Origin of the sequence: Bacillus sp. FSL K6-4563 (genome assembly GCF_038630405.1) — a bacterium.
GTDB lineage: Bacteria > Bacillota > Bacilli > Bacillales > Bacillaceae > Bacillus > Bacillus pumilus.
This window is the reverse complement of the sequence record NZ_CP152030.1, coordinates 811,394-827,423: the sequence shown is the minus strand read 5'-3', so window position 1 is coordinate 827,423 and position 16,030 is coordinate 811,394. Positions and strand designations below refer to the sequence as shown.

Annotated in this window: 16 protein-coding genes; 8 read left to right on the top strand and 8 right to left on the bottom strand. The window is 41.5% G+C overall.

Annotation, left to right across the window (positions count from 1 at the left end):
* Positions 1-4 precede the first annotated feature (4 nt).
* Positions 5-1,663, bottom strand: a complete 1,659-nt coding sequence (locus tag MHH54_RS03920) for a pyridoxal-dependent decarboxylase (protein ID WP_268494022.1) — start codon at positions 1,661-1,663, stop codon at positions 5-7.
* A gap of 579 nt (positions 1,664-2,242) precedes the next feature.
* Here MHH54_RS03920 and MHH54_RS03915 point away from each other — a divergent pair.
* Positions 2,243-4,225, top strand: coding sequence for an LTA synthase family protein (locus MHH54_RS03915; RefSeq protein ID WP_268494026.1), 1,983 nt, complete (start codon positions 2,243-2,245; stop codon positions 4,223-4,225).
* Between the two features lie 100 nt (positions 4,226-4,325).
* Positions 4,326-4,913: a YjgB family protein gene (locus MHH54_RS03910; RefSeq protein ID WP_106033232.1), complete on the top strand. Its 588-nt coding sequence runs from the start codon at positions 4,326-4,328 to the stop codon at positions 4,911-4,913.
* Positions 4,914-4,958: 45 nt separating this feature from the next.
* On the opposite strand, the gene MHH54_RS03905 is transcribed toward MHH54_RS03910, so the two are convergent.
* Positions 4,959-5,462 (bottom strand): DoxX family protein, encoded by a 504-nt coding sequence (locus tag MHH54_RS03905; RefSeq protein WP_003214123.1) that lies wholly within the window; start codon positions 5,460-5,462, stop codon positions 4,959-4,961.
* 194 nt (positions 5,463-5,656) lie between these two features.
* On the opposite strand from MHH54_RS03905, the gene MHH54_RS03900 reads away from it, so the two are divergent.
* The gene (locus tag MHH54_RS03900) at positions 5,657-6,415 is read left to right on the top strand and encodes a DUF817 domain-containing protein (RefSeq protein ID WP_106033233.1); all 759 of its coding nucleotides are present in this window, start codon (positions 5,657-5,659) and stop codon (positions 6,413-6,415) included.
* 18 nt (positions 6,416-6,433) lie between these two features.
* Here MHH54_RS03900 and nagE read toward each other — a convergent pair whose 3' ends face one another.
* Positions 6,434-7,798 carry an N-acetylglucosamine-specific PTS transporter subunit IIBC gene (gene nagE / locus MHH54_RS03895; protein ID WP_050944804.1) on the bottom strand — a complete coding sequence of 455 codons (1,365 nt, stop codon included), beginning with the start codon at positions 7,796-7,798 and terminating at the stop codon, positions 6,434-6,436.
* A gap of 187 nt (positions 7,799-7,985) precedes the next feature.
* Here nagE and map point away from each other — a divergent pair, with 187 nt between their 5' ends.
* From map to MHH54_RS03880, 3 genes are all read left to right on the top strand, one after another.
* A complete protein-coding gene (map, locus tag MHH54_RS03890; RefSeq protein WP_003213886.1) occupies positions 7,986-8,735 on the top strand; it encodes a type I methionyl aminopeptidase in 750 nt (249 codons plus the stop codon).
* 123 nt (positions 8,736-8,858) lie between these two features.
* Positions 8,859-9,020 (top strand): hypothetical protein, encoded by a 162-nt coding sequence (locus MHH54_RS03885; protein WP_003214360.1) that lies wholly within the window; start codon positions 8,859-8,861, stop codon positions 9,018-9,020.
* Between the two features lie 134 nt (positions 9,021-9,154).
* Entirely contained in the window at positions 9,155-9,292 is a 138-nt protein-coding gene (locus MHH54_RS03880; protein WP_003214303.1) for a YflJ family protein, read from the top strand.
* A gap of 42 nt (positions 9,293-9,334) precedes the next feature.
* Here the strand turns inward: MHH54_RS03880 and MHH54_RS03875 are convergent, their stop codons facing one another.
* A complete protein-coding gene (locus MHH54_RS03875) occupies positions 9,335-9,985 on the bottom strand; it encodes an MOSC domain-containing protein (RefSeq protein ID WP_003214182.1) in 651 nt (216 codons plus the stop codon).
* Between the two features lie 122 nt (positions 9,986-10,107).
* Between MHH54_RS03875 and MHH54_RS03870 the strand changes: the two genes are divergently transcribed.
* Positions 10,108-10,380 carry an acylphosphatase gene (locus tag MHH54_RS03870; protein WP_189318784.1) on the top strand — a complete coding sequence of 91 codons (273 nt, stop codon included), beginning with the start codon at positions 10,108-10,110 and terminating at the stop codon, positions 10,378-10,380.
* A 27-nt stretch (positions 10,381-10,407) separates the two neighbouring features.
* Here the strand turns inward: MHH54_RS03870 and MHH54_RS03865 are convergent, their stop codons facing one another.
* Together MHH54_RS03865 and MHH54_RS03860 are read right to left on the bottom strand one after the other, a co-directional pair.
* Positions 10,408-11,514 (bottom strand): nitric oxide synthase oxygenase, encoded by a 1,107-nt coding sequence (locus tag MHH54_RS03865; RefSeq protein WP_106036321.1) that lies wholly within the window; start codon positions 11,512-11,514, stop codon positions 10,408-10,410.
* A 104-nt stretch (positions 11,515-11,618) separates the two neighbouring features.
* Positions 11,619-12,176 carry a PadR family transcriptional regulator gene (locus MHH54_RS03860; protein ID WP_106036322.1) on the bottom strand — a complete coding sequence of 186 codons (558 nt, stop codon included), beginning with the start codon at positions 12,174-12,176 and terminating at the stop codon, positions 11,619-11,621.
* A 112-nt stretch (positions 12,177-12,288) separates the two neighbouring features.
* Between MHH54_RS03860 and MHH54_RS03855 the strand changes: the two genes are divergently transcribed.
* Positions 12,289-12,774, top strand: coding sequence for a phenolic acid decarboxylase (locus MHH54_RS03855; RefSeq protein ID WP_050944807.1), 486 nt, complete (start codon positions 12,289-12,291; stop codon positions 12,772-12,774).
* Between the two features lie 72 nt (positions 12,775-12,846).
* Here MHH54_RS03855 and MHH54_RS03850 read toward each other — a convergent pair whose 3' ends face one another.
* On the bottom strand, positions 12,847-14,478 hold the full coding sequence (locus tag MHH54_RS03850; protein ID WP_268494032.1) for a M14 family metallocarboxypeptidase: 1,632 nt from the start codon (positions 14,476-14,478) through the stop codon (positions 12,847-12,849).
* A gap of 178 nt (positions 14,479-14,656) precedes the next feature.
* Entirely contained in the window at positions 14,657-15,955 is a 1,299-nt protein-coding gene (locus MHH54_RS03845; protein ID WP_212046548.1) for a citrate:proton symporter, read from the bottom strand.
* Between the last annotated feature and the right edge of the window lie 75 nt (positions 15,956-16,030).

Below are 16,030 nucleotides of genomic sequence, written 5' to 3'. Positions count from 1 at the left end.
TGATTTAAGCATGTACATGTTCAAATTGTCCACAAACAGATGCGATCACATCTTTTAAATAAGATACGATATGTGGGATATGCTCTGGTAACGTATAAGGTGAGATGACAAAAAACTTACTAACGCTTAGATAGAATTCTTGTCCTTCTTTTGAATTTACAAGTAAAAACTTCGTTGTATCACCAAAGAACATTTCATCTCTTTTTTCTCCAAGCTTTTCAAACAGCATTTTGTTCAATTCATTGTTCCGCTCAATTTCCATTGCCGTCGCTTCGCCTGAAATTTCTTCTTGAAAGCGCGGTGAGCCGTCTAGGTAAATTCTAAATAATGTAGCCATTCCGACATTGTCATCATTTACGACTTCTGCTTGCGGAATTTCTTGACTGAGTGCTTCTCTGAAGGCAAGGTTCACCTCTAAGAATTGACCGAGCAAGCGCTGGTAGCCTTCAACTCCAAACGTTAACAGCACACTCAGCATACTGATCGAGCTTCCCATTCTTGAGCATTCCAGCGTATAACCTGTATGGTATTCGCCGTAGCCTCTATGACCAACGTATGGTGTCTCTTGTTCTTCCAGATCTAAACGCTTTAGGTCTGCCGCGTTTTTCACTAAGAATAAACTAGATGTGTAAGGTGTTTGGCCGAGCTTTTGAAAGTCAAAGCACATCGTGTCAGCAAGAGAAAGATGCTGGAATTTCGCTTTGATTTCTTTTAACATACGAAGAACACCGTCTGAGAATTGCAGCGGGTTTTCAGCTAGATCATACTCATTAAAGAAAGCAAAGAATCCGCCGAGCGCTGAATCCGCATGAATATGCGGCACCTTTAGACCATACTCCTCAGCAATGGCTTCTGCTGTTTCACGTACCCCTTTTACATCATCAATTGCAATGGCATCTGTTGTTCCGGTTGTTGCGACAATATAAACGGGAATTCCGCCATTTTGTGCAACACGTTCCATTTGACAACGCAAATCTTCCATATCCATCGAATGATCTTTATTCGTTTTAATTCTGATCAAGTTGTCTGTGCCAAGTCCTGTTGCTTCCATTGACTTAAATAAGCTGTAATGTGCCGCATCAGAACAAAACGCATAAAGGTTTTGTGGAACACCTTTTCGCAGTGACTCCGGCGCAGCTTTTGCAATCGCTAAACGCAGTCCTGAGAAAATGGCTCCTTGACCTCCCCATGTTGTATATCCCCCGCTCACACTTGGATCATATCCGATGAGCTTAGACATCATTGAGACCACTCTGACCTCAGCTTCCGCTCCTGCTGGTCCATAAACATCCCATAGGTTGTTTCCATTTACCAGCATCGCCGTCAGCATGCCTAGAATTCCTGGTGTACTTGCCATTGGCAAAATGTTCGTGAAGAAATACTTTGTGTGGTAAGGATGGTTATGTAAAAGCTTCAGTAATTCTTCATTCACAAGTTCCGCTTGTTGGCCGTTCAACGGAATTTGACTTGTTTCAGTGAGCTTTTGGTAAAAATCCTCCTCACGATTCTTTTCACCCTTTAGGTGAGCACGGTTCGGATCTTTCAGGTGATCGACCCCTGAAACAATCTGCTCCATCAATTTGATGAGTTCTTTACGCTCTGCTGCATTTCCGTCCTCACTCGGAAACCAGTTCTGAACGAGGTTGTTTGCTCGTACAGTCATATACTATCAATCCTTTCAATGGAAGATTTCCTGTCAAAGTCTATATCGACCCCATTTCAAAAGTTTATAGTCTCGAAATGTTCACTTAAGTATATTTAGATAATTTGTTCATTCATCAAAATAAATAAAACCCTTACAAAACACATCAAAACCATTATGTTGATGAAACAAAAAAATATATCGATATATCTTATATCAGGAAATTTCATCCATATCATTTCTCTATTCTTCTTCTCATTTTTTTTACTTAACCTGCATAAACATTAAGAAACACTGGAAATACACTCTAAATCATCATTGTAGAAACCAAATTAATTCTTTAGACTCGTGCCTTTTTACCTGTTTTATTGATATAGCAACTGGAAAACGGCTGAATTTTCTGTTAATAATAGGATGAATTTCATAAAAAGTTTTTCGAAGAGCGAATATTTTCGTTTTCCACCCTTTTATTGCGCGGACGAGCTGCTAGACACTCTTCGCCGGTTATCACTTTTCTATTTGATCATTTCATGGTATATTCTAATGGTTCGTTTTCTTTCGTTCCGCCTCTTCCGTGTATCGGAGAAAAGGAGTGTTTTTATGAAAACATTTATTCAAAAACGAGGCCTCGGCTTCTTTGTTATTGCAGTCATTTTACTGTGGCTCAAAACGTATTCAGCGTATTTAATTGAATTTAAACTTGGTATATCAAATGTGCTTCAGCATATTTTGCTTTTCGTGAATCCTATTAGCTCCAGCTTGTTCTTTCTTGGCTTTGCTTTATTGTTCAAGAAAAAATGGCAGCCTGCCGCTATCATTGTGATTCATTTTTTCATGTCTTTTTTACTATACGCAAACATCGTGTACTATCGATTCTTCAATGACTTTATCACGCTGCCTACCGTGATGCAGGCAGGAACGAATGGCGGACAATTAGGTGATAGTGCATTTTCACTCATGCGTTGGACTGATATGTTTTACTTTATGGATACCATCATTTTGATCGTACTCGCAGTCCGCATGAAAAAGAAGCAGCAAACAAGTACAGCTACTGTACCTGTTCAAAAGTCAAAATCGTTTAGACTCGTCCTTGTGTCCTCTGTTGTCATCTTTGTGATGAATTTAGTCGCTGCAGAGATTGATCGTCCAGAGCTTTTATCAAGATCATTTGACCGCAATTATTTAGTGAAATATTTAGGTGCTTATAACTTTACTGTGTTTGATGCCATTCAAAATGTGAAATCAAACAGCCAGCGCGCTCTGGCAAATTCAAATGACGTGACAGATGTAGAGAACTATTTAAAAGCGAACAGCACTGATCCTAACCCGGCTTATTACGGGAAAGCGAAAGGCATGAACGTGATTACGATTTCTCTTGAATCTCTGCAAAACTTTGTCATTGATTACAAAGTAAACGGAAAAGAAGTAACGCCATTCCTTAATTCATTGGCACACAACAACAAAACGTTTTACTTTGATAACTTCTTCCATCAAACAGGACAAGGAAAGACGTCTGATGCTGAATTTATGATGGATACTGGGCTCTTCCCATTATCCCAAGGCTCTGTTTTTATTAACAAAGCGCAAAACACGTATCAAGCACTTCCTGGCATTTTGAAGAAGGATCAATACACGTCAGCAGAATTCCACGGCAATACGAAAACCTTCTGGAACCGTAATGAAATGTTTAAGTCGTTTGGATATGACAGATTTTACGATTCTGAGTATTACGATATGAACGAGCAAGATACGAAGAACTATGGGCTGAAAGACAAACCATTCTTCAAAGAATCTATGCCAATGCTTGAAAACTTAAAGCAGCCGTTTTATTCGAAATTCATTACGTTATCGAACCATTTCCCATTTGGAATGGATGAAGGGGATACCGATTTTGAACCTGGTGACTTCGGAGACTCTGTCGTCAATAACTATTTCCAATCGGCTCATTATTTAGATGAAGCGATTGAACAGTTCTTCAACGACCTGAAAAAGTCTGGACTCTATGACAATACAGTCGTCATTATGTACGGAGACCATTACGGCATTTCTGAAAACCACAATGAAGCGATGGAAAAAGTGACAGGACAAAAAATCGGAGATTATGAAAATGCGCAACTCATGCGCGTACCGCTCTTTATTCATGTACCAGGCGTAAAAGGCGGACAGATTCATAAATACTCTGGTGAAGTCGATGTCGCACCAACCCTTCTGCACCTGCTTGGTGATGATACGAAGAACTATTTAATGTCTGGTTCTGATATCTTATCGAAAAATTTCAAGGAGCTAGTGCCATTTAGAAATGGTGACTTCGTCTCTAAGGATTACACAAAAGTAGGCAATAACTATTACAGCAACAAAACAGGCGAGAAAATCGAGCCGACTGATAAGGCATCACAAGAAAATGAAACGGTGAAAAAGATGCTTGAGACATCTGATAAGATCGTCACCGAAGATTTACTCCGTTTCTACAAGCCTAAAGGCTTTACACCGATTGACCGCAATCAATATGACTATACAAAGAAAGTACAGGATGAAGAAGATTCCTCTTCCGCCAAAGATAAATCCGGCACTTCATCAAAATAACTTTCTCATTTTAAGAACCAGCCGATCCATGATCAGCTGGTTCTTTTTACGTTTGACCCCTATTGCACCGGGTATAGAAAGAAGAAGGAGGGATTTTATCATGAAGAAAACAACCGCTTTTGTCATGACTGCTTCACTCGCTACGTCCTGCCTCATTGGATTCAGTCCTGCAGTCTCAGCACACGCCATGACCAAAACAGCAGTCGAACAATCCGTTCCTCAAGGTCCGAAAACCGCACTAAACAACATTTATGAGCTGGCACATAAAGGACAAATGCCGTATTATGCAAAAGGTCTTAAAATTGGAGTTCAAACAAAGATGGATGTCCATCATAAACTAGGAAATCCATATCCAGAAACAGGTCAAAGCAGCTTTGATTTGTATCATGCTGAAATGGGGAATCCGGGATTTGCTTTTCATTATGATGCAAAAGGCAAAATTGACGAAATCCGTTATTTCGGTACAAATGTAGAAAAAGAAACGAATATCGGCGGAATGACCCCTTCCCTATTAAAGAAACAACTTGGACCGGCGGATTCAGTCAGCACCATCCCTCAGACAAAAGAGAAAAAATACGTGTACCGAACTGGAGATTATGAACTTGAATTTATCGTCGGCCATGACCCAGATATAAATCAGCATAAGCTCACCGTCCTGCATATTAACCTGATTAAAGCCGATTCCTAAATAAAAAAAGCATCCTGAGCAGAAGCTGAGGATGCTTTTTCTTTATTATGAAGCCACTTCTAAATGCGGCTTTCTTTTCATAGTTCGTTTCAAGACGGGACCTGCGACATAATCAAGTCCAAATTTGCCTGCATTTCCTTTCGCAGCCATGATGACGATGGCAATGAGCAGAAGAAGCGGGTTGACAGAGACGGTACCAGCTAGTAAGAAAGAGACATTCATCATGCTTCCGAAAAACGCTGCGGTTGTTGTGAATAATCCAACAATTAATCCTAGACCTACTAAAATTTCTCCCCACATGACCATGGCACTGAATAGTCCAGCATTCGGCAAAGCGACATTTTCTAAAAACCATACATAGAACGGATACACAAGGTTTCCATCTTTGACAACAGGTTCAGCTATCGCAAATTGTAAATATCCTGATGCATCGAATCCGCCTGTTAGTTTTCCTATACCAGATGTGAGCCAAGTCCAACCGATATAAAGTCTTGCTGCCAAAAGGATAACCGCTGCCCATACATTCGTTTGTAAGAATTTTGTAAACATGATGATGCCTCCCTTTAATTTATGTGAATTTCTTCACATTTTCTTTATGATCTTATTATACTATGTTAAAACTAATTTGTGATCTTTTTCACATACGTATTCACAAATTGTTCATGAATATCTAGTTGAGGTAACTTTTCCCTTGCTAAATCCGTCTTAGTCATTTCAGACAATGAAAAGAGGTTTCATTTTGTATGAAAACATTATTCCAGTTTGCTTACTTACAGGCGATGTCGTGTCTATTCCCCGTCATGATCTTTGCAGCGCTTGCCCTATCAAAGATAGTGACGACTCCTTTTCTACACCGGTATGATTTCATTCTACTGCTTTGCCTTCTTGCCCAGATACTCATGCTGACGCTTCGGCTGGAGACATTGAATGAATTGAAGGTGATCTGTCTATTTCACATAATAGGTATTGGCTTAGAATTGTATAAAGTTCATATGGGTTCTTGGTCCTATCCTGAAGAGGCTTATATGAAGGTATTTGGGGTTCCGCTCTATAGTGGGTTTATGTATGCGAGTGTAGCAAGCTATATTTATCAGGCACTGTCCCGGCTTCACGTGCAGGTCAGTTCATGGCCCCATCCGTTTCTTTCAATTGGGATTAGCTTGTGTATTTATCTCAATTTTTTTACGCATCACTGGCTCTATGATCTCAGGTGGTGGCTGACATTACTGCTTGTTGTCGTATTTCGAAAAACGTCCGTCTCGTTTCAGGTTGGCTCTTCTACCTTCCGAATGCCGCTTGTCGTCTCTTTCTTGCTGATTGGTTTCTTTATTTGGATTGCCGAAAATGTCACCACCTTTTTAGGGGCATGGCAATATCCAAATCAACAGCACGCTTGGTCTCTCGTCCATCTTGGGAAAATCAGTTCTTGGTTTTTACTTGTTGTGATCAGTATTGTGCTCGTCATCGAACAGCGCAAACAAAAAAACGTTCAGCCGATTTGACCTGGCTGAACGCTTTTTTTAATCTCGATCGACTTCCTTGCGAAGATCATCTGCGACAAATTCTACATTCGTTCCAATGATGATTTGTACGGAGGTTTTCCCTGAAGTCAGTACCCCTTTGGCACCTGCTTTTTTCAATGTGCCTTCATTTAATAAATGTGTATCTTCTACTGTTAAACGCAGGCGGGTGGCACAATGATCAATGGCGGTGATATTGTCTTTGCCGCCAAGTCCCTCTAAAAGTATACTCGCACCTGCCGTCTTCGTATCATCGGCTGCAATATCTTCAATGTCCTCATCTTCTCTACCCGGTGTTTTGAGCTTTAACAGTTTAATGAGGAAATAGAAAACGACAAAGTACACAATGCCATAAAGCACCCCAACCCCAAGCAGCATGAGTGGTTTTTGTGCAATGCCAAAGCTTAAAACGTAATCAATCGCTCCTGCTGAAAAAGCGAAGCCGCTATGAATCCCGAGAATGTTCACAATAAAGAGCGAAAGACCCGTTAGTACAGCATGGACACCATATAGGAGTGGAGATAAAAACATAAATGAAAATTCAATTGGTTCAGTAATCCCTGTAATAAATGACGTAAGCGCCATACCAATCATCAGGCCAGCCGTTGCTTTTCGCTTTTCAGGCTTTGCGGTCACAATCATGGCTAAACATGCCGCTGGCAGACCGAACATCATCACTGGGAAGAAACCAGTCATAAAGACACCCGCGCTTGGATCTCCTTTAAAGAATCGCGCTAGATCTCCTGTTGCCCCGCTGAATTCACCGAATTGAAACCAAAATAAGTTATTCAGCACATGATGAAGCCCTAATGGAATGAGCAAGCGGTTAAAGAAACCAAACAGCCCTGCACCCGTTGCACCAAGACTTAAAATCCATTCTCCTAAACCATTGATCCCGCTTTGAATCGGAGGCCATACAAATCCGAAAACGGCTGCTAATAAAATGGTGAAAAGTGCGGTCATAATCGGCACAAGCCGTCTTCCGCTAAAGAAACCTAAGTATTCGGGCAACTTCGTATCCTTGAAGCGATTGTACACATAACCTGCCAATAGCCCGCATAAAATACCGCCCAATACCCCCATATTGTTCGTTGAATTAATCGACGTTGTACCAGCTGATAAAATAAAATAAGAGATCGCACCTGATAATGCCGCTGCCCCGTTACCATCCTTTGCAATGCCGATCGCTATCCCCATTGCAAAAATTAAAGCCAAGTTTGCAAAAATGGCATTTCCAGCAGCATGAATAAACGGGATATCGAATACATCCTCCCGCCCAATAGCCAAAATAATCCCTGCTGCTGGAAGTACAGCGATTGGAAGCATAAAAGATTTGCCTAGCTTTTGAAAAAACTGAAACACCATTTGCCTTCTCCCCCTTTGTCATCATCATGACTAAACGTCCATGATGCTCATAAAAAATATATCATATGCACATCTAGTTATCTATACCAATTTGTCCACATTCATTTGAATTCCGCTCTTTACTCTTTTTGCGTAAAATGTGGTAAGCTATTGAATAGAATGAAGTTATAGAAAGCGGGAATGAACAGTGATTGTCAAACATGATCATGAGTTAGAAGCCTTAAAAAAAGTCGGCCGAATTGTCGCTTTGGCAAGAGAAGAAATGAAAAGCCAAGCGAAACCAGGCATGTCTACAAAAGAACTAGATTTGATTGGGAAAAAAATATTAGAAGAACATGGGGCGAATTCAGCACCCGAAAAGGAATATGACTTCCCTGGGACGACTTGTATCAGCGTGAACGATGAAGTTGCTCACGGTATTCCAAGTGAAAAAACCATTTTACAAGAGGGCGACCTCATCAATATTGATATCTCAGCAGAGCTGGACGGCTATTATTCCGATACCGGTATTTCATTCGTATTAGGTACAGGTGATGCTCGTCTTGAAGCATTATGCCAGTGTGCAGAGGATGCATTCCTTGAAGGATTAAAGCATGCAAAAGCCGGCAAAAGACAAAACCAAATTGGCCGTGCGGTCTACAATACAGCAAAAGAACAAGGATTTACTGTCATTAAAAATCTGACAGGACATGGTATTGGGAAAAATCTGCATGAAGCACCTAACCATATTTTGAACTATTATGATCCATTCGATAATGCTTTGTTTAAGAATGGCACCGTGATCGCCTTCGAACCTTTTATTTCAACAAATGCTGAATCGATTTATCAGGCTGATGACGGCTGGACCTTTAAAACACCAGACAAAAGCCTTGTCGCACAGATTGAACATACCATTGTCATCACAAAAGACGAACCGATTATATTAACGAAGCTATAAGCCAGCTAATCCCCTTCTTCATTGGAGGGGATCTTTTCGTTTCCCTTTCACGAATCTGTCACGACTAAACAAAAATGCCTGTGGTAAAATAGGCAAAGATATGCGAAAGGGGTCTTATTTGATATGTGGTTCATCATCATCGGCGTTATCTTTTTGATTGAAAGTATTATCTTAACGGTTGTAGGTATTAAGAAAAAACAATCCATGATGACTTATCTTGGTATTGTCATCATGATTATGACGGTCGGCATGATCATCGTTACCCTCAACCCGCCAAATTCATAAATGATCATTTCCAGCATATACATGGATCATAGGAAGATAGAATCAGTTTTCATTTATTCATACCTGCACACTTTTCACGTCCTTTTTTGAGATGTTACAATGCAGGCAGTTTCAATTGAAAGGAGTTTTCTATCATGCATTATGGTAGCAAAGGCTGGTATGTCGAAGAATTAAAGAAGCTTGGTGTGACCAAGCATGAAGGAAGAAAGCTTCAAAGCTTAAAAACATATTTCCTTGCAAATCTTCTTGAGCAAAAGAAACCTAGCTCATAAGCGCTTAAAAGCCGTACATCTTATGCTGATGTACGGCTTTTTTTAAATGGGCTGAATTCGTTTTTCTAAAGACTTCCTCACGACATCTGCTAAGGCATCTACTTCAAGAACGGCTTTTAGCCTCTCTGGACTTGTTTGACGATATTTGACCTCGTTCACTTCATGGACTGTAATGTGATGAGGTGCTTTTTCTACTAATACAAGAGAAGCATCAGCAGGCACTAAGCCTTCTTTCAGCACCCGTAAATAAAAGCCGGTATACCCCGTTTGCTGTACTTCCTTTACAAGCTTCATGTTGCCATGCTTAAAAGATAGTTTCACACACGGCTGTCTTGGCTGGCTCACTTCAACAAGTGCTTCTCCAAGCTGAAATACATCGCCAATCCGCACTTCTGTTTCAACTAGTTGGTGCACGGTCACATTCTCACCGAAGGCAGCTTCCTGTAACGGAACCCCTAAAAACTGCTCAAAATAAGCATAATGATCGTATGGAAAGACGCAGACGGCTTTATCATATCCTCCATGATGAACCAAATCACCTTGACCATCTCCCTCAAAATTGACCTTACTCAAATAGACAGGCTCATGAATTCGCTTTTTGTTGATGGCTGTTTTGATTTCTTTTCCGTTTGCATAGGTCGTGATGGGTTGTCCTACTTGAATTCCTACTATGTCGTATCTCTTCTGTCCCACGATGACCATCTCCTTTGATTGTCTCATGGCTATTATTTTACATCGTTAGACAATGAAATCATAGTCGATGCGTGAAGGTCAGTTACATGCTATGGTACGATGAGAAAAAAGGAGAGATGACATTGATTCATTATCATGCCATTGTCACAGGACGGGTGCAGGGAGTCGGTTTTCGCTATTTTGTACAAGGAGAAGCCGTCAATCGCGGGATGAAAGGCTGGGTACGCAACACAGATGAAGGACATGTCGAGTTAAAGGTAGAGGGTGAGCAGCAGGAAGTGCTTAATTTCTTAAAGACTGTCCGGAAAGGAAGCCCTTTTTCAAAGGTCACAGATATGCAGATGGAGCCGCTCACTGAGTTCGCTCATTATCAGGATTTTCGCATCAAGGGATGAAGTTTTCATAAAAAAACCTAGCTTTCGCTAGGCTTTTTCTGTTCCATGATAGGGCTTTTCCTGATAAAAATAATTCGGCTTCACAATGGTATTGTCGTAATGCTTGTGGAAGATGTGGGTAGCAGCTGGTGATACCGGTGGAATCAGCCAAGTCCAGTCCCCAGTCAGCTTACGGTCAGCCTTTTCTTCCTGCTTTTCGAACTGTTTGAATTGATGTGCTGCTGTATGGTGATCAACAATGGTCACCCCTGCTTCTCTGTAAGAATGAAGAACCGCCACATTCAACTCAACAATGGCTTTGTCCTTCCAAAGCGACGCATTCTTTGCCGTGTCCAGTTCTAAAATCGAAGCGACTTTTTTCAGCATATTATAGCGATTTTCATCGGCTAGATTACGTGCGCCAATTTCTGTGCCCATATACCAGCCATTGAACGGCGCTGCATTGTAATGAATACCACCAATCTCCAATTTCATATCAGCAATAATCGGAACGGCGTACCATTTCAGTCCTAAATCACGAAATCCTTCATATTCAGGATGGGTAATCTCGACTTCTTGGACGATTTCTTTCGGAAGCTCATACAAAACTGGCGGTTGATCCTTTAGCTGAAACATGAGAGGCAGGATATCAAAATGCGTGCCTTCCCCTTTCCAGCCATGGGCTTCACACAACTTTGTTAATTCAAGAGAAGCCTCGTCGCCGATGATGCCGTACTCCGTCTCATAGCCTGCATAACGAACGAGCTGATGATTATAAATGACGACTTCCTTTTGCGAATGATTTTCTGGAGGAAAGATCGTAATGGATGGTTTGATTTTCCCATCATTTGTCGCATACTCAATATGATGAAAGAGTGCCTCTTTCACCTCTTCTTCTGACTTCACGTGACGGCAGTCGTGAACATGCAGAGTTGACCAAAATAAACGGCCAATGCAGCGATTGCTGTTGCGCCACGCCATTTTCGCCCCGTGCGCCAATTCCTCTTGTGTGTGAGTATACGTCCCTTTAGAGTTAATTTCTTGTTTTATTTCATGCAGACGTGCTGCTCTCTCTTCATTTGACTTGCCCAATTCTTCATAGCATACAGAAATAAAAGCTTCTGCTTCATTCCACAACGCTTCTTGATTACTCAAACATACTCGCCTCACTTTAATACGAATATATCCATTGTAGCGGTTTCTATTTATAAATTCACTAGTTTCAAACCATTTTTTATCATATCATCCGACCATTGTCCTTAGAGAGCGGATGAATCAATCCGTTTAAGGGTTTGCTCGAGCCAGCGGACATAGCCTTTTTCTCTTTCAATTGCCCTTGTCAGCACTAAATAATGCCCAAATTGCGCTGAATAAAGCGATTCAGCCCCAGGATCTTCCTCTGTTAACGCATGCAGCTTCTGCTTTAGCATGTCTACTTTCTTCGTGCGCTCTAGCAGTTGATGTGTAAACAGATCAGCCGCTTCTTTTTTGTCCATGGAGGAGATGAAAAATGTTTTGAGCATGAATTCATCCTTTGTTGTTTCTGGGATCGGGTCTTTTGTCCTTAACCACTGATGCAATGCTGCTTGCCCTGCCTCTGTAATTTGATAAACCTTCTTCTCCAGCTTCTTTCCTTGTATACGAACATCAAATTCAATAAACCCTTCTTCTGTGAGCCGTTTCAGCTCAGGGTAAATTTGGCTATGCTTCGCGCTCCAAAACTGTCCAAGAGAATCCTTAAAATGTTTGGTGATATCGTATCCAGTCAGCTCACACTGATCTAGTAAACCAAGAATGGCATATTTCAAAACTCTCATGATGTGCCTCCAACGTTTATTCTTTGACAATAGTATACCACAGGCTTTAAAATAAACATGTAAATCACGACATGTTTGAAACAACATCATTCTAATGAAAGAAGGAATCAACATGGAACAATTCGTTGGACTTCATATGATTTATACGTATGAAAATGGCTGGGAATATGAGATTTACATTAAAAACGATCACACCATTGATTACCGCATTCATAGCGGAATGGTTGGAGGCCGCTGGGTCCGTGATCAAGAAGTGAATATTGTGAAGCTAACAAAAGGCGTTTACAAAGTTTCTTGGACAGAGCCAACTGGGACAGACGTCTCTCTGAACTTTATGCCTGAAGAAAAACGCATGCATGGCGTCATCTTCTTCCCAAAATGGGTGCATGAACGTCCAGATATCACAGTTTGCTATCAAAATGACTACATCGATCTCATGAAAGAATCTCGTGAAAAGTACGAAACATATCCGAAATATGTTGTTCCAGAATTTGCGGACATTACGTATATTCATCATGCGGGTGTAAATGACGAAACCATTATCGCCGAAGCGCCATATGAAGGCTTGACTGATGAAATAAGAGCAGGACGAAAATAAAAAAGCAGCACGCACTGTGCCGCTTCTAGATTGTGGACAAAGGGCTAAAATGATGTTTATTTTAGCCCTTTTTTATTTAATGCCCAACGTCCTTTTAGATAGCAAGAACCGGTATACTGGCAGTTCATCGCCTACTTTTGAAGCAATAAATCCAGAGGACATGTAGCTGTCTTTTGATTCTGGCTCAAGGGCAAGTGACAACAAATTCGTTTGCGGCTGCGCCGTGAAATATACCTTTGTCCCTTTTGGCAGCTGACGTTTCTTTTGGACGAGTTCTGTTTCAAGCTGAATATCTGTTTTGCTCTTTTCATCTCGTTTTGTTACTTGATAGGCTTGTACCGGTACTTTTACACTGGCAGGCAATGTGACACTTTTTAACCCTAAGGTTTGAAGCTTCCGTTCTACCCCTTCATGTCCAGGTAAAACAAGATAAGCTGTCGGTCGCTCTCTCGACATGACAGGAGTAGCATCGCTCGCACTGTGAAAGCGTACAGGGACATTGATGGTCTGTCCTTTTTCAATATCTACCATTTCAAGCGAATCATCCACCGGCGCTTTGAAATCATCTTGAATGACCACTTGATCGTCATCATTCGATTGGAGACCTTTTTTCACCAGCTTCAAACGCTCCGTCACCATAAGCTGCTTCACCTGCTTTGCATGTTTCACCGTTGTTTCAATGATTTTTTCATGAGTGGTGACTTGTGCTGCGACGCGGCGGGTAAAGTCCTCTCTTCCAATTCCAATCCCTCTGCTTTCTACAAGAAAGGATAGCGCTGGGGAGAGCGCCAGAGCATTTCGACCAATTCGTGCATCCGTTCCACCTTCATAGAGATCGATCTTTCCATCCTTTCCTCTTGTGCTTGTATAATATAAATCATTTGAAAATCCTTGATTTGTTAGCGTTTCACGGACGCCGTTCACGTATAATTCATTTGACGTGAGCCGGATGCTTTCTGGAATATTCAAGTTCTTCCCTGATAAGATCAGTAAATCGTGATATTTGAGTGCACCCGCTGATCCGATATCATCAAACTGTTTTTGTCCTACATCGTATTCATGGGCATCAATGACTACTTCTGGTGTATACCGATTAAATTCTTGATGCAGGGCTGTGAGCTCTGGAGATTCTAATGTCATATGATCACGGTTTCCATCCATTCCGTTTGCAAGTCTGCGGTCAAACGCATAAGCACCATCAGGATTGATTCTGGGGACAATGATGATATTGACATGATTGAGTATACGCTCTCCTTCTTCACCAGCTAATCGTTTTGCGATGACGAGAGTAGATTCACCGGAGGCTGGTTCATTTCCGTGTATTTGTGCTTGAAGCCAGATCGTTGGCTTTTTTGAAAGTGGAGAAATATGACGATCTTTTGTAAAGTAGAGGGCTGGAATGGACCGTCCTTCAATGGATGTTCCAATCTGTTTCTGCGTAGCGTAAGGACTTTTGCGGACAATTTCACGTAAGAATACTTGAAGCTCTTCTTGCGTGGTGAAGGCTTCTCCTTTTTTCTGAAATGCGGGGGTATCGAACGTCTCGTCAGGCTCAGGGTATAGCTTCTTCACTGAGGCTGGCTGTTCATAACTCTTTCCATAATAAGGGGTATCTGCATGAGCTGAATCTGGACTCACCATCGACAAACTTCCTGTTATGAGGCATACAGCAGCAAAAAGAATCGTGCCTTTTCGGTTGGACATGCTATCCTCTCCCTTCGTTGATTTGCATTATAAAGAAAAAAACAGTAAAAGTGTCAGTATTTTTCAAAAATATATCTTTTGGAGGAACAAGAGTGTTTTTGTATAGGGCAAATGAATCGAGCTTGCTCGGCAATATGACCTAAAAAAGTGCCTGCTCACGTAGCAGACACTCTTTTATTTACCAAATGGAAATGGCCCCAATGAGTACCGACATGACCGTCATGGCAACGACTGCAAGCACAGCCCATTTCATGCCAAACTTCTGATGCTGATCCAGTGATACCCCAACAAGTCCAACAAGTAAATGAGTGGATGGAACAAGTGGGCTTAACATATGAATCGGCTGGCCAATAATAGAGGCTCTCGCGATTTCAATTTTATCAACACCGTATGCTGCCGCTGTTTCTGATAGGATCGGCAGGACCCCATAAAAGTATGCATCATTCGGCATAAAGAACGTAAATATTCCGCTCGTTAACGCAACAATGACTGGAATGAAGCCGCCAAGCTGCTCTGGAATAGCAGATACAATCGAAATCGCCATTTCATCGACCATTTTCGTGCCTGTTAAGATGCCTGTAAAAACCCCTGCCGCAAATATCATGGAAGCAATCGCTAAAACGTTGGTTGAATGAGCCGCAATCCGTTCACGCTGCTGTTCAAGGTTCGGATAGTTCACGATAATCGCCACACAGAATGCAAGAACAAATAATACCGTTAAGCTGACTTTTCCAGAGACGAGAAGGAGCACCAATAACAACGTAAGCGTCAGGTTAAACCACCAAAGTTTCGGCCGCTTGATGTCATCCTGTAGTGCCGCTGCCATTTCATTTGCATGAATCGGCCGTTCGAGCTCAATGACACCAAGACGTTTTCTTTCAGACTTCCCAAGAAAGTATGCCACCACAATCATGCTCAAAACCCCTGCACCAATGACTGGAATCATCGGACCAAATAAAAGTGATGGATCAACGCCAAGTGCACTCGCCGCTCTAGGTGTGGCTCCTCCCCATGGAATCGTATTCATAATCCCCATGCCAACTCCGGCAATTCCCGCTAAAATAATCGGACGGATGCCAAGCAGCGTAAATAATGGAAGCATCGCTGTTGTTGTAATCATGTACGTTGTGGTTCCGTCACCATCAAGTGCAACAAGCATAGTCAGGACAGCTGTTCCGACGACAATTTTTAATGGATCGCCTTTGACGATTTTTAAAATTTTCGCCACCATCGGATCAAATAAACCCGCATCAATCATAATGCCAAAGTACAAAATCGCAAACATGATCATGACCGCCGTCGGTGCGACTTGCTGCACACCTTTGACAATCATGTCTGAAATTTCAGTAAAATGAAAACCTGCAATAAGAGCAAAAGCAATTGGTGTTAATACCAATGCCGTTAAAACAGACATACGTTTCGTCATAATCAAAACCATAAATACAACCATCATAAGAAATCCTAAGATTGCTAACACTTTGTTCACCCCTTATGTTGTATACGCTTTCATTAAATGTTGGTATCCCATTTCCAACCCTTTCTGTCATGATAT